Consider the following 18,604-nt stretch of genomic DNA (forward strand, 5'->3'; position numbering starts at 1 on the left):
ATTCCAGGCAAAAAAAAGCCGATCCAAGAATGGATCGGCTTGATAACAACCCCGAAGGATTATTACTTGCGGCTTGCTTTTTCAAGCATGCGCAGAGCGCGCTCGTTAGCTTCGTCAGCAGTCTGTTGTGCTTTTTGAGCAGCAGCCAGAGCTTCATCAGCTTTACGGTAGGCTTCGTCTGCACGAGCCTGGGAGCGAGCTGCTGCGTCTTCAGTTGCAGTCAGACGAGCTTCGGTTTCTTTGGAGACGCTGCTGCAACCGGTAGCCAGAACTGCGGCCAGAGCCAGAGCAGAGAATTTCAGAACGTTGTTCATCGTGTTCCCCTTCAAGGACTTTCTATTAAATGGCTACTTTCTCAGAGTGAGCTAATAGCCGGCGTACATACTACCCATTACTTGTAGTAAGTAAACTGACGTAGCGCAAGAAGCAAAAAAAATTCTCGCGGCCAATCTATTTTGGCTAATCTTTTGAGAGTCTGTATAAAAATTATCCAGATTTTTGCACTCTGCCGGGGATTGGATCCAGCCTGAAAGGGCCGGCTGGCATGTGTTAAGCCATGTAAACATAAGTCAATTTATATATCGTCCCCGACACTATTGTTCAGAATGTCTTTTCGCCACCCGGTATCTTTTGTGCATGTAGAGGTGACTTTAAGAGCGCGTGTTCGTCTCAAGCTTCAACTGCCGGCAATGTTCAGGCCATCGACCTAAGGATGCTCGATTGGCCCTTTCTATGTCCGCCAGCGCAACGGAGGACGAGCGTGTCTTGAGCAATTGTGCGATTGGCGCCTACTATTTCCCTGTGCTGGTTGTGAGCGTTAGTGCAAGGCACTGGCGACTTTTCTCGTTGTCGAAACCGGCACCGGGTGGCGTAGATGTTCCTTCGCCGGAAAAACATCGGTAAGGTAGGGGTCAGAAACCAAGACCCGCGAGGAGTAGTGATGAGCGAGGCGTTGTCCATCCACCATGACCAGGCTGGTCATCAGTTCGAGACCAATGTGGACGGTCATCGTGCCTATCTGACCTATATGGACCTTGGGAAACAGACCCTGGATATCTATCGCACCTTCGTGCCCAACGCGCTGCGGGGCCGTGGCATTGCTGCTGCGCTCACCGAGGAAGCGTTGAAGTTCGCCGAGGAGGCAGGTTATACGGTGATCCCGTCCTGCTCCTACGTGGAGCGCTACATGGAGCGCCATCAGCGCCATGCCGCGAAGCTCTGACGAGCAGGCATAAAAAACGCCGGGCTTAGCCCGGCGTTTTTGTGTCCGCAGTCTTTGCTCAGCCGCGTTGGCGCTTGGGCAAGACGTCCTTGAGCTTGGCGTGCATGCTGCGCAAGGTGGTCTCGGTGGCGGACCAGTCGATGCAGGCATCGGTGATCGACACGCCGTATTGCAAGTCGGCCAGGTCCTTCGGAATCGCCTGGCAACCCCAGTTCAGGTGGCTCTCGACCATCAGGCCGATGATCGACTGGTTGCCTTCCAGAATCTGGTTGGCCACGTTCTCCATCACCAGCGGTTGCAGGGCCGGGTCCTTGTTGGAGTTGGCGTGGCTGCAGTCGACCATGATGTTCGGCTTGATCTTCGCCTTGTTCAGCGCCTGTTCGCACAGGGCCACACTGACCGAATCATAGTTGGGCTTGCCGTTGCCGCCACGCAGCACCACGTGACCGTAGGCATTGCCCTTGGTGGTAACGATGGACACGCCACCTTCCTGGTTGATGCCCAGGAAACGGTGTGGGCTGGAGACCGATTGCAGGGCGTTGATCGCCACGGTCAGGCCGCCGTCGGTGCCGTTCTTGAAGCCGACAGCCGAGGACAGGCCGGAAGCCATTTCCCGGTGGGTCTGGGATTCGGTGGTACGCGCACCAATCGCCGACCAGCTGATCAGGTCTTGCAGGTACTGCGGGGAAATCGGGTCCAGGGCTTCGGTTGCCGTCGGCAGGCCCATTTCCGCCAGGTCCAGCAGCAGTTGACGACCGATGTGCAGGCCATCCTGGATCTTGAACGAGTCGTCCAGGTACGGGTCGTTGATCAAGCCTTTCCAGCCCACGGTGGTACGCGGTTTCTCGAAATAGACGCGCATCACCAGGTACAAGGTGTCGGACACTTCCGCCGCCAGCACTTTCAGGCGCTCGGCGTATTCGTGGGCAGCCTTGAGGTCATGGATCGAGCACGGCCCGATGACCACGAACAGGCGGTGGTCGGTGCCGTCGAGAATCTCACGGATGACTTCGCGGCCCTTGGTGACGGTCTGCAGGGCAGCGTCGCTCAGGGGGATTTCGCGCTTGAGCTGATCGGGTGTGATCAGGGTCTCGTTGGATTCGACGTTAAGGTCGTTGATCGGTAAATCAGCCATCGTGTTACTCGTCAGGGTCACGGGTGCCGGCCGCCAGCGATCCCCGTGCGGCGGAGCACAGCATGATTTAAGTGCAGCGGGGAGCCGAACCTTAGCGCGTTACAAGGCTGGGAGACAATGGGCAAAGGCCGCTTTAATCCAGTGCTGGCTGCACAAAAGCCTCATGGGAGAACTCGCCGGCATGGCGCGTGACCCATTCCCGGGCCAGGGCTTCGTTCTGCCTGGGTGTCGGCCCGCTGCCTTCGTGCAGCCGGCAATAGCGTTCGATCTGGCACACTTGCTCGCCCATCCGCGCACCGAACAAGGCCTGCTCATCGGTAAAGGCAATGCCGACGCGGTAGCCGTGTTCGCCTTTGCGGCACCACGCTACATAGCCCGGATAGCGGGCCGTGAGGCCCAGTGCAGGGATGTGCATTTCGATGGCCGTGCCCTGGCGCCAGGCGCGCGGGCAATTGCATGCGACGCCGCCCAGGCCGATAGTGTGCAGCCGTTGGCGGGAAATGCCGGAAAGGGGGCGTTGGGTTATTTCGACAGCGACATCATCAGGGTGAGGAAAGAAACGACCCATGCACACGGACTCCGAGCACCGTCCAGTTGACGGCGGTGGCAGCAGTATAGTGAAAGAACTGCAACTTACCGATCTGGATATCGACCAGCAATTATTGGGGCTGCCCGGCACCTCGCTGGTGGTGTTTACCGGTGAGGGTTGTTCCCGTTGCCGCTTCCTTCACCAGCAACTGCCGGGTTGGGATTTGCCGGTGGACCGGGTCTGCTGGGTGGATGCGGGCCACAATGGTGGCGCGGTGGAGCGCTACGAGATCTTTCACCTGCCGGCGCTGTTTGTGGTGTGTGACGGGAAATTCCATGGAATATTAGCGTCATTGACGCGTCTGACCGCCAGCGACCTGACTCAGGGTGTGCAGCAGGCGCTCAAACGAATACCAGAGGAGTTGCCATGACCGACGTTGCAAAAACACAGTCGCCCCGGATCGGGATTATCGGCACCGGGGCCATTGGTGGTTTCTACGGCCTGATGCTCGCGCGTGCCGGCTTCGATGTGCATTTTTTGCTGCGCAGCGAATACGCCGCGGTGAGCGAGCGCGGCTTGCAACTTAACAGTACCGTCCATGGCACCTTGCACCTGCACCCGGTGCAGGCCTATGCCCGTGCCGCCGACATGCCGCCTTGCGACTGGCTGCTGGTGGGTACCAAGTCGACGGGGAATGTCGAGCTGGCCCCGACCATCGCCCAGATCGCCGCTCCGGGCGCCAAAGTTGTGCTGCTGCAAAATGGCCTGGATGTCGAAGACAGCCTGCGCGAACACCTGCCGCCGTCGCTGCACCTGCTGGGTGGCCTGTGCTACATCGGCGTGCACCGTTCCGGCCCCGGGATTGTCGAGCATCAGGCGCTGGGCCGGGTCAACCTGGGTTACCACAGTGGCCCCGCGGCCAACGATGACACCGGTCGGCAGGCGATTGTCGAAGAGGGCGCCGCACTGTTTCACCAGGCCGGCATCGATTCCCAGGCCATGGCCAATGTGCATCAGGCACGCTGGCATAAACTGGTGTGGAACGTGCCGTACAACGGCCTCTCCGTATTGTTCGGCACCGGCACCACGGCGATGATGGCGGATGAGTCCAGTCGTGAACTGATCCAGGCGCTGATGGCCGAAGTGGTGCAGGGCGCCCACGCGTGCGGGCATGAAATCCCCGCCAGTTACGCCGGGCAGATGTTCACCATGACCGAAAGCATGGATGACTACCTGCCCAGCATGTATCACGATTACGTGCACAAGCGCCCGCTGGAGCTGGCGGCGATCTACGCGCGCCCCTTGGCGGCCGCAATGGCCGCCGGTTGTGAGCTGCCACGAATGCAGGCGCTGTACCAGGCCTTGAGTTTTATGGATCGGCATAACCGCTGATTGGGGGGAACACACATGGCAAAGGGATTGGGCGACAAACTGGTGCTGGCGATTTCCTCGCGGGCACTGTTCGACCTGAGCGAAAGCCACAAGGTCTACCTGGCACAAGGCGTCGAGGCGTACCGCAAGTACCAGATCGACCACGAGGAAGAAACCCTCGAGCCCGGTGACGCCTTCCCGCTGGTGAAAAAACTCCTGAGCCTCAACGCCAGCCTCGGCCGTGCCCGGGTCGAGGTGGTGCTGGTGTCGCGCAACAGTGCCGACACCGGCTTGCGCGTATTCAATTCGATCCAGCATTACGGCCTGGATATCTCCCGCGCCGCGTTTGTCGGCGGGCGCAGTCCTTATCCTTATCTGGCAGCGTTTGGCTGCCACCTGTTTCTGTCCACCCATGCCGAGGACGTGCGCAGCGCCCTGGATGCCGGGTTTGCCGCCGCGACCATTCTTTCAGGCGGTGCAGGTCGGGCCTCCAGTGCAGAATTGCGGATCGCCTTCGATGGCGACGCGGTGCTGTTTTCCGACGAGTCCGAGCGCGTCTACCAGTCCGGAGGCCTGGAAGCGTTCCAGGCCAGCGAGCGGGAGTCGGCACGGGAGCCGTTGCGTGGCGGTCCGTTCAAGGGCTTCCTGGCGGCGCTCAACCTGTTGCAGCGTGAGTTTCCCGACGAGTCCTGCCCGATCCGCACCGCGCTGGTGACCGCCCGTTCGGCACCTTCCCACGAGCGGGTAATTCGCACGCTGCGCGAGTGGGATATCCGTCTCGACGAGTCGCTGTTTCTCGGCGGCCTGGAAAAGTCGGCGTTCCTCGAAGCCTTTGCCGCCGATGTGTTTTTCGATGACCAGGAAGGGCATTGCGAGAAGGCCCGGGAGTTCGTGGCCACCGGGCACGTGCCCCATGGCATCAGTAACGAGTTGAAAATTCAGACCGAGGGCTGAGCACTGCCAAAGGCGCTGCTAAGCTGAATCAATCTCCGCCATCCTGGCTATCCAGGAGGTTCTATGATTCGTTCGATGTTGTACGCCACGGACCTGGGTCTGTACGCGCCTTATGTGATGCAACATGCCCTGGCGCTGGCGCGAACGTTCAAGGCTGATCTGTATGTGATTCACGTGGTCGAGCCCATCGGGCTGTTCGCCGAATCGGTGTTGCAGAGCTACCTTGATGAGAAGGCCCTGAGCGAATGGCAAAGCCAGGGGCTGACCACGGTGATGGCGACCATCGAGCAACGGGTGCTCGACAGTTTTCGTGAAGAGCTGGGGGAAGGGGAGCAGGACCTCAAGTTGATCCGTTCGGTGCGGGTGATCCAGGGCGACCCCTGTGAAGTGATTCTCGACCAGTCGCAGAAACTCTCTGTGGATTTGTTGATCGTAGGTAGTCACAGCCAGGCGGTCGGGGTGGCGACACCTCTGGGGAGAACCGCCGCACGGGTGTTGCAGCTGTCGCAGGTGCCGGTGTATCTGGTGCCGCTGTTGCAGCGTCGACGCAGTGATGACGTGTGATTGGTAGAAAACGATAAAAAGTTCTAGATTTATCCGTCTAACCTTTAATATAGTTATATACCGTCGCTGATACCCGTGGCGTCTATCCGCTTTGAGGGACACATATGAAGCTTCAACAACTGCGCTACATCTGGGAAGTGGCGCACCACGACCTCAACGTTTCCGCTACTGCTCAAAGCCTTTACACCTCGCAACCTGGTATCAGCAAGCAGATCCGCCTGCTCGAAGACGAGTTGGGCGTTGAAGTGTTCGCACGCAGCGGCAAGCACCTGACCCGCGTCACCCCGGCCGGTGAGCGAATCATCACCACCGCCGGCGAGATCCTGCGCAAGGTCGAAAGCATCAAGCAGATCGCCCAGGAATTCTCCAACGAGAAAAAGGGCACCCTGTCGATCGCCACCACCCACACCCAGGCGCGTTATGCGTTGCCGCCGGTGATCAGCAGCTTTATCAAGCAGTACCCGGACGTGGCCCTGCACATGCACCAGGGTTCGCCGATGCAGATCGCCGAGATGGCCGCAGACGGCACCGTCGATTTCGCGATTGCCACCGAAGCCCTGGAATTGTTCGGCGACCTGGTGATGATGCCGTGCTACCGCTGGAACCGCTGCGTTGTGGTCCCGCAAGGTCACCCGCTGGCCAAGCTGCCGAAGCTGACCCTGGAAGCCCTGGCTGAATACCCGATCGTGACGTACGTATTCGGTTTCACCGGCCGTTCGAAACTCGACGAAGCCTTCAGTCACCGTGGCCTGACGCCGAAAGTAGTGTTCACCGCTGCCGACGCCGACGTGATCAAAACCTACGTGCGCCTGGGCCTGGGCGTTGGCATCGTCGCCAAGATGGCGGTCGACACCAAGCTCGACAGCGACCTGGTGGTGCTTGATGCCAGCGAGCTGTTCGAATCCAGCGTGACCAAGATCGGTTTCCGTCGCGGCACCTTCCTGCGTGGTTTCATGTGCGACTTCATCGAGAAGTTCGCCCCGCACCTGACCCGCGAAGTGATGGCCAAGGCCATCCAGTGCCACAACAAGCAGGAACTGGAAGAGCTGTTCGACGGCGTTGAACTACCGGTTCACTGATCGGCTTACTTCACCTCGGTAACAGCAAACTGTTGCCGAGCGCCTCCCACCAGAATCTCCACCTCATCCCCTTCGAACTTGCCCAGCAGGCTTTTGCCCAGGGGCGAGCGCGGGGTGATGACGGTCACCGGTTGCCCCACCACATCGACTTTCAAACCTGCGCCGTCCGGTGCCAGGAATAGCCACTGCTGGCGATCGTTTTCATCCACCAGGCCCAGCAATGCGCCCACCTCGATCCCGCGCTGCTCGTCGTAGGGGCGCAGCTGCATGTTCTGGCAGAGCGTCAGTGCCTGCTTGATCTCTTCGACGCGCCGGGCCTGGCCGGCGGCCAGGTAGGACGCCTCCAGCCCCAGGGTGTCGTACTTGTTCTCGGCGATGTTTTCTTCGTGGGTCGCGGTTTCGTAGGCGGTTTGCGCCGCGCGCTGGGCGATATCGAGATCGACCGCGAGCTTGTCCAGAACCAGTTGGTGAACGGCGTGCTTATTCATGGGCGGCTTTCGTGATCAATCGCAAAATTGCAGGACGTTGGCCCGGCTCTTGTCGTTGGGGGCGTTCTGGTCCTGTTGCAGCCAGAACTGGCATTTGGGGTTGGACAGGTTGCGCGGGTTGTTGCGGGCCTGGTCCAGGGTCTGCTGTTGCTCCTGTTTGCGAAGGTTCTCCTGATACTGCTCGAACATGCGGTTCGGCGGCTCCGGTGCGACCACTTCGGGTTTGCCCAACTGCTGCACCACCCGAGCCACGGGCGCCACGGTTTGCTCAGGCAAATAGCGGGACGCCAGCCATACGCTCAGCACGATGGCGATAAACCCCAGCCACAGGCCGAAGGCCACGGCGATACTGAGTTTGAACAGCGAGAACGGTGCGCTGGTGGCCATTATGAACATCCCCTTAAATGAACAACGTAGCGACGTAGCAGCTGTCGAGCCCTGGCGAGGCTGCGTAGCGGTGTTCCAGCCAAAGTAAATCGTCAGATTCACCACCGTCACGCAGCCTCGCCGAGGCTCGACAGCTGCTACGGGGCAGGATGGCGCTGATTGTCCCACAGCCGCGCGCAGAATAATCGCGATCAACCCTTCGCAATCGGGGCATTTGTGCGGACAATCGAGCCTTTGAGCGTTGGAGCCCGGAATGAAAGCCCGCTGGGATATTTTTTGCAGCGTCGTCGATAACTACGGCGACATCGGCGTGACCTGGCGCCTGGCCCGGCAATTGGTGGCGGAACAAGGTTGTGCGGTGCGCCTGTGGGTCGATGACCTGCGGGCGTTCGAACGCATGTGCCCCGAAATCGATGTGCAGGTGCACCAGCAATGGCAGGAGGGCGTCGACGTACGCCACTGGCCTCGCGACTGGCCGGCAACCGACGCGGCAGACGTGGTGATCGCCGCGTTCGCCTGCCAGTTGCCGCCTGACTATATGGAAGCGATGGCCGCACGGGAACGCACGCCGCTGTGGATGAACCTGGATTACCTGAGCGCCGAGGACTGGGTGGTCGGCTGCCACGGTTTACCGTCGGTGAAATTCAAGGGCGTGCAAAAGTACTTCTTCTTTCCCGGATTCCGTCTCGGTACTGGCGGTTTGCTGCGCGAAGCCGGGCTGCTGGAACAGCGCGATGCCTTCCAGCAAGACGCCGCCGCCCGGCAGCAGTTTCTGCAGGCGCTTGGGGTTTTCCCGACCACGGGCGCGCGGATCATGTCGTTGTTTGCCTACGAAAACGCCGGACTGGCCAGTTGGCTCGACGTGCTGGCCGCCGATGGGCGCGCCACTCATCTGTTGGTGCCGGAAGGGCGGATCCTGGGTGACGTGCAGCGCTGGCTGGGTGTCGCGTCGCTAAATGTGGGCGAGGTGCACCAGCGCGATGCCTTGACGGTGCAGGTGCTGCCGTTCGTGCGCCAGGAGCAATACGATCGATTGCTCTGGTGCTGCGACTTCAACGCCGTGCGCGGCGAAGACTCGTTCGTGCGGGCGCAATGGGCCGGGCGACCCCTGCTGTGGCACATCTACCGCCAGGACGAAGACATTCACCTGGACAAGCTGGACGCTTTCCTTGAGTTGTACACCGAGGGCTTGTCACCGGCCGCGAAAGTCGCGTTGGTCACCCTTTGGCAGGCCTGGAACGCTGATGGCGATATGGCACATAGCTGGAAAATGCTCCTCGAACACTGGCCGGAAGTGACGGCGAACGCTGAAAAATGGGCTCTGGAACAAGGCTCGCGGACCGATCTTGCGACGGCGCTGGTACAGTTTTATGTAAATTGGATATGATACGCGACCTTGATTTTTGTAAATCCCATCCAAATTTCGGATATTCGCAATGAAAACTGGTAAAGAACTGAAACCCGGTACAGTGATCCGTCTCGAAAACGACCCTTGGCTGGTTCAGAAAGCTGAGTTCACCAAGTCTGGTCGTAACAGCGCAATCATGAAGACCAAGCTGAAGAACCTGCTGACCGGTTACAAGACCGAGATCGTCTACAGCGCCGATGACAAACTGGACGACGTGATCCTCGACCGCAAAGAAGCGACCCTGTCCTTCATCAGCGGCGACACCTACACGTTCATGGACACCACCGACTACACCATGTACGAGCTGAACGCTGAAGACATCGAAGCCGTTCTGCCGTTCGTGGAAGAAGGCATGGAAGACGTCTGCGAAGCTATCTTCTTCGAAGACCGTCTGGTTTCCGTAGAGCTGCCGACCACCATCGTGCGTAAGGTTGCCTACACCGAAGGTTCCGCTCGCGGCGACACTTCGGGCAAAGTGATGAAGCCTGCCAAGCTGGCTAACGGTACCGAACTGCAAGTGGCCGATTTCATCGAAATCGACGACCTGATCGAGATCGACACCCGTGAAGGTGGTTCGTACAAAGGTCGCGCCAAGAAGTAATTCTTGCGCCACCGGTACGACAAAAGCCCGCTGTAGGAGCGAGCTTGCTCGCGAAAAACTTCAACGATAACGCGTACATCCTGGATATACGCGGTGCCTATGAGTTCTTCGCGAGCAAGCTCGCTCCTACAAGTGGGCTTTTTTGTGGGCGACGCTTTTTACTTCAAGTGTTGCTTCAGTTCCTCGGACGCCTGCAGCAGCGCCGAGCGAACTTCCGGTACCTGGCTGACGACGTTCAGCAAACCGTAGTCGTGGATCATGCCGTTGTAGCGCACGGCGGTCACCGGTACACCGGCTTCGTCCAGCTTGCGGGCGTAGGCTTCGCCTTCATCCCGGAGCACATCGGAGCCGGCGGTCTGAATCAGCGCAGGTGGCAAACCCTTGAGCTGTGCGGTGGTGGCCCGCAACGGCGAGGCATATATCTCGGCGCGTTGCTTGGCATCGGTGGTGTAGTTGTCCCAGAACCACTTCATCATGTTTCGGGTCAGGAAGTGGCCTTCGGCAAACTGGTTGTAGGAACCGGTGTCGAAGTTGGCGTCGGTCACCGGCCACAACAGCAGCTGGAACTTGATCGCCGGGGTGCCCTTGTCCTTGGCCATCAGGCTGACCACTGCCGCCATATTGCCGCCGACGCTGTTGCCGGCGACGGCCAGGCGTTTGCCATCGAGGTTGATCTCGCTGCCGTGTTCGGCCACCCATTTCGTTGCGCCGTAGGCCTGATTGATGGCCACCGGGTAATGCGCTTCAGGTGATGGCGTGTAGTTGACGAATACCGCCGCCGCCCCCGAACCCACCACCAGGTCGCGCACCAGCCGCTCGTGGGTCGGGAAATCCCCGAGCACCCAGCCCCCGCCGTGGAAGAACATGAACACTGGCAGCGTGCCCTTGACCCCGGCCGGACGCACGATGGTCAGGCTCAGCGGCTGGCCGTCGACCTGAATGGTCTTCTGGCTGACGTCGGCCTTGGGCAGTGTGAGCTTTACACCCGACTGTGCACCTGTCAGCACCGCACGGGCTTCCTTGGGTGTCAGTTGCTCCATCGGTTTGCCGGTGCCGGCGTTCAGTACATCGAGAAACGCCTGGGTGTTGTGTTCCACGTCACCGCTGGCCGCAAAGGCATTGGTGATCGAGAAGGCGAGCAGGGTGCCGGTGAGTACTTTGCCAAATGTGTTCATGTTCTTCTCCAAAAAACCGCGTGGGTTAGACGGTTACGTGCAGGCGTACATCGACGTTGCCACGGGTGGCGTTGGAGTACGGGCAGACTTGGTGCGCCGCGTCGACCAGGCTTTGCGCGTCGTCCTGGACCAGGCCGGGCAGGCTGATGTGCAGGTCGATGTCCAGGCCGAAACCGCCGGGGATTTGACCGATGCCGACGTGGGCAGTGATCGAAGCGTCATCCGGGATTTTGCGTTTGGTCTGGCTGGCGACGAATTTCAGGGCGCCAATAAAGCAGGCGGAGTAGCCGGCGGCGAACAGTTGTTCCGGGTTGGTGGCCTGGCCGCCTGCGCCGCCCAGCTCTTTTGGCGTGGAGAGTTTTACGTCAAGGATGTTGTCGCTGGAAACAGCACGACCATCACGGCCGCCGGTGGCGGTGGCTACTGCGGTGTAGAGAGTTTGCATGGTGATTTTCCTCGTCTGTTTTGCGCTAATTGTTTGCGCGCTAAGTAAGTGGCGAGGTGAATGTATCGCGCTAATAGTTAGTGCGCAAGATAAATTTACAAAAAAATCCGCGTATGAGGGTTGGAGCCCTCTGGCACGCGGGTTCCGGGGTTAAACGCTACGCTGCAAATTCCCGCGCAGCGCCAGCAAGTCACCCTGCAGCTTGCGCAGTTGTTCGATGTCCAGCCCGCTGGCGCCCAGAATGCACTGCGGTATGTCCATTGCCTTGTCTCGCAGGGCACGCCCGGCCTCGGTCAATTCAACCACCACCACGCGCTCGTCTTCGCGGCTGCGGGTGCGGCTGAGCAGGCCTTCGGCTTCCAGGCGCTTGAGCAGCGGCGTCAGGGAGCCGGGGTCCGTCAGCAGGCGGTTGCTGATTTCCCCGACGGTCAGGCCATCTTCTTCCCACAGCACCATCATGGCCAGGTATTGCGGGTAGGTCAGGCCGAGGGCTTGCAGCAGCGGTTTGTAGACCTTGGTCATCAGCAACGAGGTGGAATGCAGGGCAAAACACAGTTGGTTGTCGAGCAGCAAGGATTCGCAGGTATCGAGGGGCTTGGTCATGGCAGTGCCTTAAAACGTGTCTGGTTTTGAATCTAGCGGGCAAACCTTTAACGCGCCAGACAATTCTGTCCGGCCGGTCAGCCCAAGCCGCTTTGCAGCGCCAGATCCCACGGCGGCACCGGGCTGAAGCGTGCCTTGAGGTATTCGAGCAATAACCGGCTGCGGGCGTTGGCGTGTTGCTCCAGGCGCAGCGCATAGATGCCGGCGGTTTCAGGCGTCGGCAGGCCGTTCTCGCAGAACAGCGGCACCAGTTCGCCGCGCACCAGGTATTCACTGGCGAGCCAGGTCGGGAGGTGGGCAACCCCAAGCCCGGCCAGCGCCCCGGAGAGCAGGGCTTCGGCGTTGTTGGCGCTCATGCGGATGCGTTGCGGGCGGTAGGTGGTCTTGCGCCCATCCAGCTCAAAACGCCAGGCGAACATCGGTGCCAGGCCTTCCCAGTCCAGGCCGTCGTGTTCGTTCAACTGGCTGGGATGGGTCGGTGTGCCACGGCTCTTCAGGTAGGCCGGGCTGGCGCAGGCGATGCGCACGATGCTGGCCAGGGGCGTGGCGATCAGGCGGGTGTCGACGATATGCCCGGCCCGCAGCACCAGGTCGACCTTGCCCAGATGCTCGCCCTGCATGTCGACAAAGCTGTCGATCAGGTGCAGGTGCACGTCGAGGCCCGGATACACGTTAAGAAAGTCGGCAATGGCAGGCGCCAAGTGACGTCGGCCGAAGGCGGCAGGGGCGTCCACGCGGATCAGCCCTTCAGGTGCGTGGCTAAGCGACACCGCTTCGGCCCGCGCCAGTTGCAGCTCACTGACAATCCGCCGCGCGCGCTCGGCAAACGCCAGCCCGGCGGGCGTCGGCACCACGGCATGGGTGCTGCGTTGAAACAGTCGGCTGCCTACCGAGCTTTCCAGGCTGTCGATGCGCCGCGCCACGGCCGAGGGTGTGAGCGGATGACGGCGCGCCGCGGCGGAAAAGCTGCCGGCTTCCAGCACATCCAGGAACAGGCCCAGTTGGTCGGTCAGCGTATTAGGGTTCATCAGCGGCTGCTTATGCGAAGTTGGCACAGCCATTGTGCGTTGCTGTGCGTTTCCGCGCTAGAGCGGACTGCGTAGCATGCGAGGCCTGGGATCGGCGGGAGCGCAGTGGTGGCAGATTTAGCGTTGTATTTGATAATGGGTGTGGCGTTGGGCACCGTCGGCGGCTTGTTCGGGATTGGCGGCGGGCTGATTGCCATCCCCGTGCTGGGGGTGTTTTGCGGCCTGGACCAACAGATCGCCCAAGGCACGGCCCTGGTGATGGTGGTGCCAAACGTGATGCTCGCGTTGTGGCGTTATCACCAGCGCAATCGCATCGAACTGCGTCATGCCTTGCCGCTGGGTGTGATGGGGTTTTCCTTCGCCTGGCTGGGCTCGATCTGGGCGGTGGGCATTGATGCCGGCGTGATGCGGGTGGGGTTTATCGCGTTTCTGCTGGTGTTGGCGTCCTACAACCTGCTGCGAATGTTTACCCACAACGCACCGCCTTCGGCGCAGATGCGTTATTCCTGGCCATGGTTGGGGGTGTTGGGCGCGGCTTCCGGGTCCATGGGTGGCTTGTTTGGCGTCGGCGGCGCGGTGGTGGCCACGCCGGTGTTGACCAGCATCTTCGGCACCAGCCAGGTGGTGGCCCAAGGGCTGTCGCTGGCCCTGGCCCTGCCGAGCACCAGCGTGACCCTGGTGACCTACGCCTGGCACCATGAGGTGGACTGGTTGATCGGCGTGCCGCTGGCCGTCGGCGGCCTGCTCAGCATCAGTTGGGGCGTGAAAGTCGCCCACGCCATGCCCGAGCGTCTGTTGCGCGGGCTGTTCTGCGGGTTCCTGGCGCTGTGTGCGGTGATGCTGACCTTTAAAGTTTGAAGCCTTCGATGATGTACTCGGCGAGGCATTCGGTAATCGGCGAGGTGGTGCGCGGGTTGCGCAACAGCCGCAGATTGACCGACGGCAGCGCCGGGAAACCATCCGCTGCGCCCAATATGCGCAGGTCCTCGGTCACCAGGCTCTCCATGTTGATCGTGACTGCCAGGCCGGCACCCACCACGGCGAGGATCGCGGCCCCGTTGGAGCTGTGATACGCCAGCCGATACTCCTGCCCTTGGGCGTCCAGCGCGGCGCGTGCCCACTGCGTGCAAAAGCTGTCGAGGCCGGAAATGGCCAAGGGCACGGCGCTGTGCTCATCCATGCAGAAGCAGGGCGCCGCCACCCATACCATGCGCTCATGGCGCAGCAGTTCACCGATTTCATTTCCCGGTTCGCGGCTGATCACCGTCAGGTCGAGGTCCCGGCGCTGCATCAGCACCGGCGACGATTCACAGTGCATTTCAATCTGGATCAGCGGGTAAGCCTTGGAAAAGCGCTTGAGAATTCCCGGCAGGTAGCGCATCACGTAGTCATCCGGCGTGCCGATGCGCACCAGTCCCACCATGTGCGGCTCGCGCAAGGTGTTGAACACCTCGCTGTGCAGCTTGAGGATCCGGCGGGCATAGCCCAATAGCACTTGGCCCTCGGGCGTCAGCCGCACCTGGCGGCCATCGCGCTCGAACAGCTTGCGCTGCAACACATCTTCTTCCAGGCGTTTCATCTGCATGCTCACGGCCGACTGGGTGCGGTTGACCTGCTCGCCGGCGCGGGTAAAACCACCCTGATCGGCGATGGCGACGAAGGTGCGAAGGACTTCGGTATCGATACTCGGGTAGCTGGACAATCGATCAATCTCCGAGATGTATTGCATAAGAAACATTCGTTGGATTGATCATAGCGCCAGGCACAGACTTCAGTCATCCCCACTGGAGGGCGAGATGATGAAAGGTCAAAGAGGCTTTGTACTGATGGCTAAACGGCCGTTTTCCGGGTTGCTTCAATTGGGTTCCCGCTGGATCGCCGTGCACCGTGAACGCCAGCTGTTGATGAGCATGAGCGATGAGGCGCTCAAGGATATCGGGCTCAACCGTGGTGATGTCGAGCAGGAAAGCCGCCGGCACTTTTGGGAAGATCCGCTGCGAAAATGACTCGGGATGCAGTAGGGTGGTTCGCGAGCACACAAGGAGATGCACATGCCCGCAGAACTGTCCTTTTCCCTCAAGCAGGCGCGACGCCTGGCGCTGGCCGCCCAGGGTTTTTCCGGGCGCCAGCCGCCGGCGTTGATCAAGGCCGCGCAGGTCAATCGCCTGGTTGAGCGTTTGGGCGTGTTGCAGATTGATTCGGTAAATGCGGTGGTGCGCTCGCACTACCTGCCGCTGTTTTCCCGCCTGGGTAACTACTCTCCGTTGATTCTCGAACAGGCCGCCTGGAGCTCGGGCCGGCGCCGTTCGCTGTTCGAGTATTGGGGCCACGAGGCTTCGTTGCTGCCGATGGCGCTGTACCCGTTGATGCGCTGGCGCATGGATCGGGCGGCCCAGGGGCAGGGGATCTATCAGCAAATGGCGCGTTTTGGTCGCGAGCAGCAGGCGACCATTGCGCGAGTGCTGGGCATCGTCGAGCAACAGGGCGCCTTGGGTGCGGGCAGTTTGTCCACCCGTGAGGAACGCGCCGGCCCGTGGTGGGACTGGAGCGATGAAAAGCATGCCCTGGAATGGTTGTTCGCAGCAGGCTTGGTGACCGTCGCCGGGCGGCGGGGTTTTGAGCGGCTGTATGACTTGCCGGAGCGGGTAATCCCGGCGGAAATTCTCCAGCAAGCCCCTTTGAATGAAGCTCAAGCCCAGCGCGGCCTGCTGTTGCACAGCGCCACGGCGCTGGGTGTGGGCACCGAAAAAGACCTGCGCGATTACTTCCGCCTGGACCCGAGCGACAGCCGCGGTCGCCTGGCAGAGTTGGTCGAGGATGGGCAGTTGATCACGTGCCAGGTCCAGGGCTGGAAGCAGCCGGCGTATTGCCTGCCGGAGCCAAAAATCCCGCGCAAGGTGCCCGCCAGCGCGTTGCTATCGCCTTTTGATTCGCTGATCTGGGAGCGCAGCCGTACCGAGCGTTTGTTCGATTTCCGCTATCGGCTGGAAATCTACACGCCCCAGGACAAGCGGGTGTATGGCTATTACGTGTTGCCGTTCCTGCACAACGAGCGGATCGCGGCGCGGGTGGATCTACGCGCCGAGCGAGCGGCCGGGCGCCTGGCGGTGCATGCCGTTCACGAGGAAGAACCGGGGCTGGACGAGGAGGGCATGCAGGCGCTGGCCCTGAATCTGCGGCAGATGGCCGACTGGCTCGGGCTTGAGCAGATACAGCTCAATTGCCAGCGGGCCAGTGCAGCGCGGTTGCGGGTAGAGCTCTTAGCGCTTGACCTGTTTTAGTGTCTCGGCAATCAGGAACGCCAACTCCAGCGACTGATCGGCATTCATCCGTGGGTCGCAGTGGGTGTGGTAGCGGTCCGACAGGCCATCCTCGGTAATCGGCCGTGCGCCGCCGATGCACTCGGTGACATTCTGCCCGGTCATCTCGATATGAATCCCGCCGGCATAAGTGCCTTCGGCTTCATGCACCTGGAAGAATTCCTTCACCTCACTGAGGATCTGCGCGAAGTCCCGGGTTTTGTAGCCGCTGCTGGCCTTGATGGTGTTGCCGTGCATCGGGTCGGAACTCCACAACACCTGCTTGCCTTCACGCTGTACGGCACGGATCAGGTTCGGCAGGTGGTCGCCGACCTTGTTGGCACCCATGCGCGCAATCAGGTTCAGGCGGCCCGGGTCGTTGTCCGGGTTGAGGATGTCGATCAGGCGGATCAGGTCGTCGGGGTTCATGCTCGGGCCGACCTTGACCCCGATCGGGTTGTTCACCCCGCGCAGGAATTCGACGTGGGCACCGTCCAGTTGGCGGGTGCGGTCACCGATCCACAGCATGTGTGCCGAGCAGTCGTAGTAGTCGTTGGTCAGGCTGTCGCGGCGCACGAACGCTTGCTCGTAGTTGAGCAGCAGGGCCTCGTGGGCGGTGAAGAAACTGGTCTCGCGCAATTGCGGCGAGCTGTCCATGCCGCAGGCGCGCATGAAGGCCAGGGTTTCGTCGATACGGTCGGCCAGTTGGCTGTATTTTTCCGCTAGGGCCGAGTTGGCGATGAAGTCCAGGTTCCACTTGTGCACCTGGTGCAGGTCGGCAAAACCGCCCTGGGCAAACGCTCGCAGCAGGTTCAGGGTGGCGGTGGACTGGTGGTAGGACTGGAGCAGGCGGTCCGGGTCTGGCACGCGGCTTTTTTCGTCGAAGCCGATGCCGTTGACGATATCGCCGCGATAGGCGGGCAGGGTGATGCCGTCGATGGTTTCATCGTTGGACGAGCGCGGCTTGGCGAACTGGCCCGCCATACGCCCGACCTTGACCACCGGGCAGCCGGCGGCGAAGGTCATCACAATGGCCATCTGCAGCAGCACCTTGAAGGTGTCGCGGATTTTCGCTGCGGAGAACTCGGCAAAACTCTCGGCGCAATCGCCACCCTGCAACAGGAAGGCGCGACCCTGGGTCACCTCGGCAAACTGACGGCGCAACTCACGGGCCTCACCGGCAAACACCAGCGGCGGATAACTCGCCAGGTTTTGCTCGACTTGCGCCAGGTGCGCCGCGTCAGGGTACTGGGGTTGTTGCTGGATCGGCAGGGCGCGCCAGCTGTCGGGGCTCCAGGGTTGGCTCATCATGAACTCGAGTGATTGACGGTCGGGCGGCCATGTTATCAGCAATTAGTACGTGACCTGCTGCTGCCGGTTCGCCCACAATCCCGGCTTTCCCGTTGGCACGCCGTTAGGAGTTGCAATGTCTGAGGAGCGCGTCGAGCGCCTGCTGGCCGAGGTCCATGATGACTTCGGCATGATCCGCGTGCTGGAAGTGGCCGATTACCGCTTTCTCGAGTTTGGCGATGCCATCGAGCAGAGCTGCGTGTTTACCGCCGACCCGAGTTGGCTGGAATACGACTACACCCGCGCGATGTTGATTGGGGCGTTGTGCCATGAGCGGCCGGAGAGTGCGTTGTTTCTTGGTTTGGGCGCGGGGACTTTGACCCAGGCGTGCCTGAAGTTTTTGCCTCTGGACGATGTTGAAGCCATCGAGTTGCGGCCGGATGTGCCGCGCCTGGCCATTGAATTTTTGGGGTTGGATGATGATCCGCGGTTGTACATCCGCGTTGGGGATGCGCTGGAGTTGTTGCCCACGGCGGAGTCGGCGGACCTGATTTTTGTCGACCTGTATACGGATGTTGGCCCGGGGGTGGGGCACCTGGCTTGGAAGTTTCTGGAGAACTGCCAGAAGAAGCTGAATCCTGGGGGGTGGTTGGTGATCAATCAGTGGGCTACTGATGATGGCAAGCCGCTGGGGGCTGCGTTGTTGCGTGGGTTGTATCACCGGCATTATTGGGAGCTGCCGGTGAAGGAGGGGAATGTGATTCTGCTGGTGCCGGCGGATTTGGATCAGGTGCTTGATGTGGCTGCGTTGTCGGCTCGGGCTGAGGGGTTGGCGCCGAGGTTGGGGTATTCGCTGCAGTCGCTGATTAAGGCGATTCGGTCGGCTACTTAGGTGTTATTGCGTACATATCCGTTTCTTCGGTAATGGCGACTTATGGTTCCGCTCTTACAGCGGGTCACTTTTGGCAAACGCCCGGAATGCCGGCCCAGCCAAAAGTAACCAAAAGGTCTTTGCCCCACCACTCG

General features: G+C 60.7%; 23 protein-coding genes. 12 read left to right on the forward strand and 11 right to left on the reverse strand.

Annotated elements, in window-relative coordinates:
* Window positions 1-62: 62 nt before the first annotated feature.
* The gene (oprI, locus tag M2400_RS07695; RefSeq protein ID WP_003172710.1) at window positions 63-314 is read right to left on the reverse strand and encodes an outer membrane lipoprotei OprI; all 252 of its coding nucleotides are present in this window, start codon (window positions 312-314) and stop codon (window positions 63-65) included.
* Window positions 315-940: 626 nt separating this feature from the next.
* Between oprI and M2400_RS07700 the strand changes: the two genes are divergently transcribed.
* Window positions 941-1,222 (forward strand): GNAT family N-acetyltransferase, encoded by a 282-nt coding sequence (locus M2400_RS07700; RefSeq protein WP_003189869.1) that lies wholly within the window; start codon window positions 941-943, stop codon window positions 1,220-1,222.
* A gap of 58 nt (window positions 1,223-1,280) precedes the next feature.
* Here M2400_RS07700 and M2400_RS07705 read toward each other — a convergent pair whose 3' ends face one another.
* A complete protein-coding gene (locus M2400_RS07705; RefSeq protein WP_003218719.1) occupies window positions 1,281-2,357 on the reverse strand; it encodes a 3-deoxy-7-phosphoheptulonate synthase in 1,077 nt (358 codons plus the stop codon).
* A 133-nt stretch (window positions 2,358-2,490) separates the two neighbouring features.
* The gene (locus tag M2400_RS07710) at window positions 2,491-2,925 is read right to left on the reverse strand and encodes a PilZ domain-containing protein (RefSeq protein WP_259196059.1); all 435 of its coding nucleotides are present in this window, start codon (window positions 2,923-2,925) and stop codon (window positions 2,491-2,493) included.
* On the opposite strand from M2400_RS07710, the gene M2400_RS07715 reads away from it, so the two are divergent.
* From M2400_RS07715 to cysB, 5 genes are all read left to right on the forward strand, one after another.
* Window positions 2,924-3,316, forward strand: coding sequence for a thioredoxin (locus tag M2400_RS07715; RefSeq protein WP_177045460.1), 393 nt, complete (start codon window positions 2,924-2,926; stop codon window positions 3,314-3,316). The two genes, M2400_RS07710 and M2400_RS07715, sit on opposite strands and share 2 nt — an antisense overlap.
* Window positions 3,313-4,278: a putative 2-dehydropantoate 2-reductase gene (locus M2400_RS07720; RefSeq protein ID WP_259196057.1), complete on the forward strand. Its 966-nt coding sequence runs from the start codon at window positions 3,313-3,315 to the stop codon at window positions 4,276-4,278. The genes M2400_RS07715 and M2400_RS07720 overlap by 4 nt, the downstream gene beginning before the upstream one ends.
* Before the next feature lie 15 nt (window positions 4,279-4,293).
* A complete protein-coding gene (locus tag M2400_RS07725; protein WP_003218711.1) occupies window positions 4,294-5,211 on the forward strand; it encodes a 5'-nucleotidase in 918 nt (305 codons plus the stop codon).
* A gap of 63 nt (window positions 5,212-5,274) precedes the next feature.
* The gene (locus tag M2400_RS07730; protein WP_017477371.1) at window positions 5,275-5,775 is read left to right on the forward strand and encodes a universal stress protein; all 501 of its coding nucleotides are present in this window, start codon (window positions 5,275-5,277) and stop codon (window positions 5,773-5,775) included.
* Window positions 5,776-5,879: 104 nt separating this feature from the next.
* Entirely contained in the window at window positions 5,880-6,854 is a 975-nt protein-coding gene (gene cysB / locus M2400_RS07735) for an HTH-type transcriptional regulator CysB (protein WP_010176165.1), read from the forward strand.
* Between the two features lie 5 nt (window positions 6,855-6,859).
* Here cysB and M2400_RS07740 read toward each other — a convergent pair whose 3' ends face one another.
* The gene (locus tag M2400_RS07740; RefSeq protein WP_177075581.1) at window positions 6,860-7,342 is read right to left on the reverse strand and encodes a GreA/GreB family elongation factor; all 483 of its coding nucleotides are present in this window, start codon (window positions 7,340-7,342) and stop codon (window positions 6,860-6,862) included.
* Window positions 7,343-7,357: 15 nt separating this feature from the next.
* Window positions 7,358-7,729 carry a hypothetical protein gene (locus tag M2400_RS07745; protein ID WP_177075579.1) on the reverse strand — a complete coding sequence of 124 codons (372 nt, stop codon included), beginning with the start codon at window positions 7,727-7,729 and terminating at the stop codon, window positions 7,358-7,360.
* A gap of 253 nt (window positions 7,730-7,982) precedes the next feature.
* Between M2400_RS07745 and earP the strand changes: the two genes are divergently transcribed.
* Window positions 7,983-9,116 carry an elongation factor P maturation arginine rhamnosyltransferase EarP gene (gene earP / locus M2400_RS07750; RefSeq protein WP_259196051.1) on the forward strand — a complete coding sequence of 378 codons (1,134 nt, stop codon included), beginning with the start codon at window positions 7,983-7,985 and terminating at the stop codon, window positions 9,114-9,116.
* 49 nt (window positions 9,117-9,165) lie between these two features.
* Window positions 9,166-9,738 carry an elongation factor P gene (locus M2400_RS07755; protein ID WP_003218698.1) on the forward strand — a complete coding sequence of 191 codons (573 nt, stop codon included), beginning with the start codon at window positions 9,166-9,168 and terminating at the stop codon, window positions 9,736-9,738.
* A gap of 158 nt (window positions 9,739-9,896) precedes the next feature.
* On the opposite strand, the gene M2400_RS07760 is transcribed toward M2400_RS07755, so the two are convergent.
* The 4 genes from M2400_RS07760 to M2400_RS07775 all read right to left on the reverse strand — a co-directional run bounded on the left by M2400_RS07760 (window position 9,897) and on the right by M2400_RS07775 (window position 12,989).
* Window positions 9,897-10,913: an alpha/beta hydrolase fold domain-containing protein gene (locus M2400_RS07760; RefSeq protein WP_259196050.1), complete on the reverse strand. Its 1,017-nt coding sequence runs from the start codon at window positions 10,911-10,913 to the stop codon at window positions 9,897-9,899.
* Between the two features lie 25 nt (window positions 10,914-10,938).
* Entirely contained in the window at window positions 10,939-11,358 is a 420-nt protein-coding gene (locus tag M2400_RS07765) for an organic hydroperoxide resistance protein (RefSeq protein WP_177113251.1), read from the reverse strand.
* A gap of 150 nt (window positions 11,359-11,508) precedes the next feature.
* On the reverse strand, window positions 11,509-11,961 hold the full coding sequence (locus M2400_RS07770; RefSeq protein ID WP_010176158.1) for a MarR family winged helix-turn-helix transcriptional regulator: 453 nt from the start codon (window positions 11,959-11,961) through the stop codon (window positions 11,509-11,511).
* A gap of 77 nt (window positions 11,962-12,038) precedes the next feature.
* On the reverse strand, window positions 12,039-12,989 hold the full coding sequence (locus tag M2400_RS07775; protein WP_259196049.1) for a LysR family transcriptional regulator: 951 nt from the start codon (window positions 12,987-12,989) through the stop codon (window positions 12,039-12,041).
* 108 nt (window positions 12,990-13,097) lie between these two features.
* On the opposite strand from M2400_RS07775, the gene M2400_RS07780 reads away from it, so the two are divergent.
* The gene (locus M2400_RS07780; protein WP_259196048.1) at window positions 13,098-13,847 is read left to right on the forward strand and encodes a sulfite exporter TauE/SafE family protein; all 750 of its coding nucleotides are present in this window, start codon (window positions 13,098-13,100) and stop codon (window positions 13,845-13,847) included.
* On the opposite strand, the gene M2400_RS07785 is transcribed toward M2400_RS07780, so the two are convergent.
* A complete protein-coding gene (locus M2400_RS07785) occupies window positions 13,837-14,718 on the reverse strand; it encodes a LysR family transcriptional regulator (protein ID WP_177130545.1) in 882 nt (293 codons plus the stop codon). The two genes, M2400_RS07780 and M2400_RS07785, sit on opposite strands and share 11 nt — an antisense overlap.
* Before the next feature lie 70 nt (window positions 14,719-14,788).
* Here M2400_RS07785 and M2400_RS07790 point away from each other — a divergent pair, with 70 nt between their 5' ends.
* A complete protein-coding gene (locus M2400_RS07790; RefSeq protein ID WP_177045440.1) occupies window positions 14,789-14,995 on the forward strand; it encodes a DUF1127 domain-containing protein in 207 nt (68 codons plus the stop codon).
* A gap of 45 nt (window positions 14,996-15,040) precedes the next feature.
* Window positions 15,041-16,270, forward strand: a complete 1,230-nt coding sequence (locus tag M2400_RS07795) for a winged helix-turn-helix domain-containing protein (RefSeq protein ID WP_259196047.1) — start codon at window positions 15,041-15,043, stop codon at window positions 16,268-16,270.
* Here M2400_RS07795 and M2400_RS07800 read toward each other — a convergent pair.
* Window positions 16,250-17,596, reverse strand: coding sequence for a class II 3-deoxy-7-phosphoheptulonate synthase (locus M2400_RS07800; protein WP_017477382.1), 1,347 nt, complete (start codon window positions 17,594-17,596; stop codon window positions 16,250-16,252). The two genes, M2400_RS07795 and M2400_RS07800, sit on opposite strands and share 21 nt — an antisense overlap.
* A 118-nt stretch (window positions 17,597-17,714) precedes the next feature.
* On the opposite strand from M2400_RS07800, the gene M2400_RS07805 reads away from it, so the two are divergent.
* Window positions 17,715-18,470, forward strand: a complete 756-nt coding sequence (locus M2400_RS07805; protein WP_177045434.1) for a spermidine synthase — start codon at window positions 17,715-17,717, stop codon at window positions 18,468-18,470.
* Window positions 18,471-18,604: the final 134 nt, after the last annotated feature.

Origin of the sequence: Pseudomonas sp. BIGb0558, assembly GCF_024807515.1 — a bacterium.
GTDB lineage: Bacteria > Pseudomonadota > Gammaproteobacteria > Pseudomonadales > Pseudomonadaceae > Aquipseudomonas > Aquipseudomonas yamanorum_A.

Bases quoted from the DNA above. Each gene is read 5' to 3' on its own strand.
- M2400_RS07720 (WP_259196057.1), top strand. From the start codon at position 3,313: ATGACCGACGTTGCAAAAACACAGTCGCCCCGGATCGGGATTATCGGC.
- M2400_RS07760 (WP_259196050.1), bottom strand. From the start codon at position 10,913: ATGAACACATTTGGCAAAGTACTCACCGGCACCCTGCTCGCCTTCTCG.
- M2400_RS07700 (WP_003189869.1), top strand. From the start codon at position 941: ATGAGCGAGGCGTTGTCCATCCACCATGACCAGGCTGGTCATCAGTTC.
- M2400_RS07745 (WP_177075579.1), bottom strand. From the start codon at position 7,729: ATGGCCACCAGCGCACCGTTCTCGCTGTTCAAACTCAGTATCGCCGTG.
- M2400_RS07710 (WP_259196059.1), bottom strand. From the start codon at position 2,925: ATGGGTCGTTTCTTTCCTCACCCTGATGATGTCGCTGTCGAAATAACC.
- M2400_RS07705 (WP_003218719.1), bottom strand. From the start codon at position 2,357: ATGGCTGATTTACCGATCAACGACCTTAACGTCGAATCCAACGAGACC.
- M2400_RS07805 (WP_177045434.1), top strand. From the start codon at position 17,715: ATGTCTGAGGAGCGCGTCGAGCGCCTGCTGGCCGAGGTCCATGATGAC.
- M2400_RS07725 (WP_003218711.1), top strand. From the start codon at position 4,294: ATGGCAAAGGGATTGGGCGACAAACTGGTGCTGGCGATTTCCTCGCGG.
- M2400_RS07740 (WP_177075581.1), bottom strand. From the start codon at position 7,342: ATGAATAAGCACGCCGTTCACCAACTGGTTCTGGACAAGCTCGCGGTC.
- M2400_RS07775 (WP_259196049.1), bottom strand. From the start codon at position 12,989: ATGAACCCTAATACGCTGACCGACCAACTGGGCCTGTTCCTGGATGTG.
- cysB (WP_010176165.1), top strand. From the start codon at position 5,880: ATGAAGCTTCAACAACTGCGCTACATCTGGGAAGTGGCGCACCACGAC.
- M2400_RS07785 (WP_177130545.1), bottom strand. From the start codon at position 14,718: ATGCAATACATCTCGGAGATTGATCGATTGTCCAGCTACCCGAGTATC.
- oprI (WP_003172710.1), bottom strand. From the start codon at position 314: ATGAACAACGTTCTGAAATTCTCTGCTCTGGCTCTGGCCGCAGTTCTG.
- M2400_RS07790 (WP_177045440.1), top strand. From the start codon at position 14,789: ATGAAAGGTCAAAGAGGCTTTGTACTGATGGCTAAACGGCCGTTTTCC.
- M2400_RS07765 (WP_177113251.1), bottom strand. From the start codon at position 11,358: ATGCAAACTCTCTACACCGCAGTAGCCACCGCCACCGGCGGCCGTGAT.
- M2400_RS07795 (WP_259196047.1), top strand. From the start codon at position 15,041: ATGCCCGCAGAACTGTCCTTTTCCCTCAAGCAGGCGCGACGCCTGGCG.
- M2400_RS07770 (WP_010176158.1), bottom strand. From the start codon at position 11,961: ATGACCAAGCCCCTCGATACCTGCGAATCCTTGCTGCTCGACAACCAA.
- M2400_RS07730 (WP_017477371.1), top strand. From the start codon at position 5,275: ATGATTCGTTCGATGTTGTACGCCACGGACCTGGGTCTGTACGCGCCT.
- M2400_RS07755 (WP_003218698.1), top strand. From the start codon at position 9,166: ATGAAAACTGGTAAAGAACTGAAACCCGGTACAGTGATCCGTCTCGAA.
- M2400_RS07800 (WP_017477382.1), bottom strand. From the start codon at position 17,596: ATGAGCCAACCCTGGAGCCCCGACAGCTGGCGCGCCCTGCCGATCCAG.
- M2400_RS07715 (WP_177045460.1), top strand. From the start codon at position 2,924: ATGCACACGGACTCCGAGCACCGTCCAGTTGACGGCGGTGGCAGCAGT.
- earP (WP_259196051.1), top strand. From the start codon at position 7,983: ATGAAAGCCCGCTGGGATATTTTTTGCAGCGTCGTCGATAACTACGGC.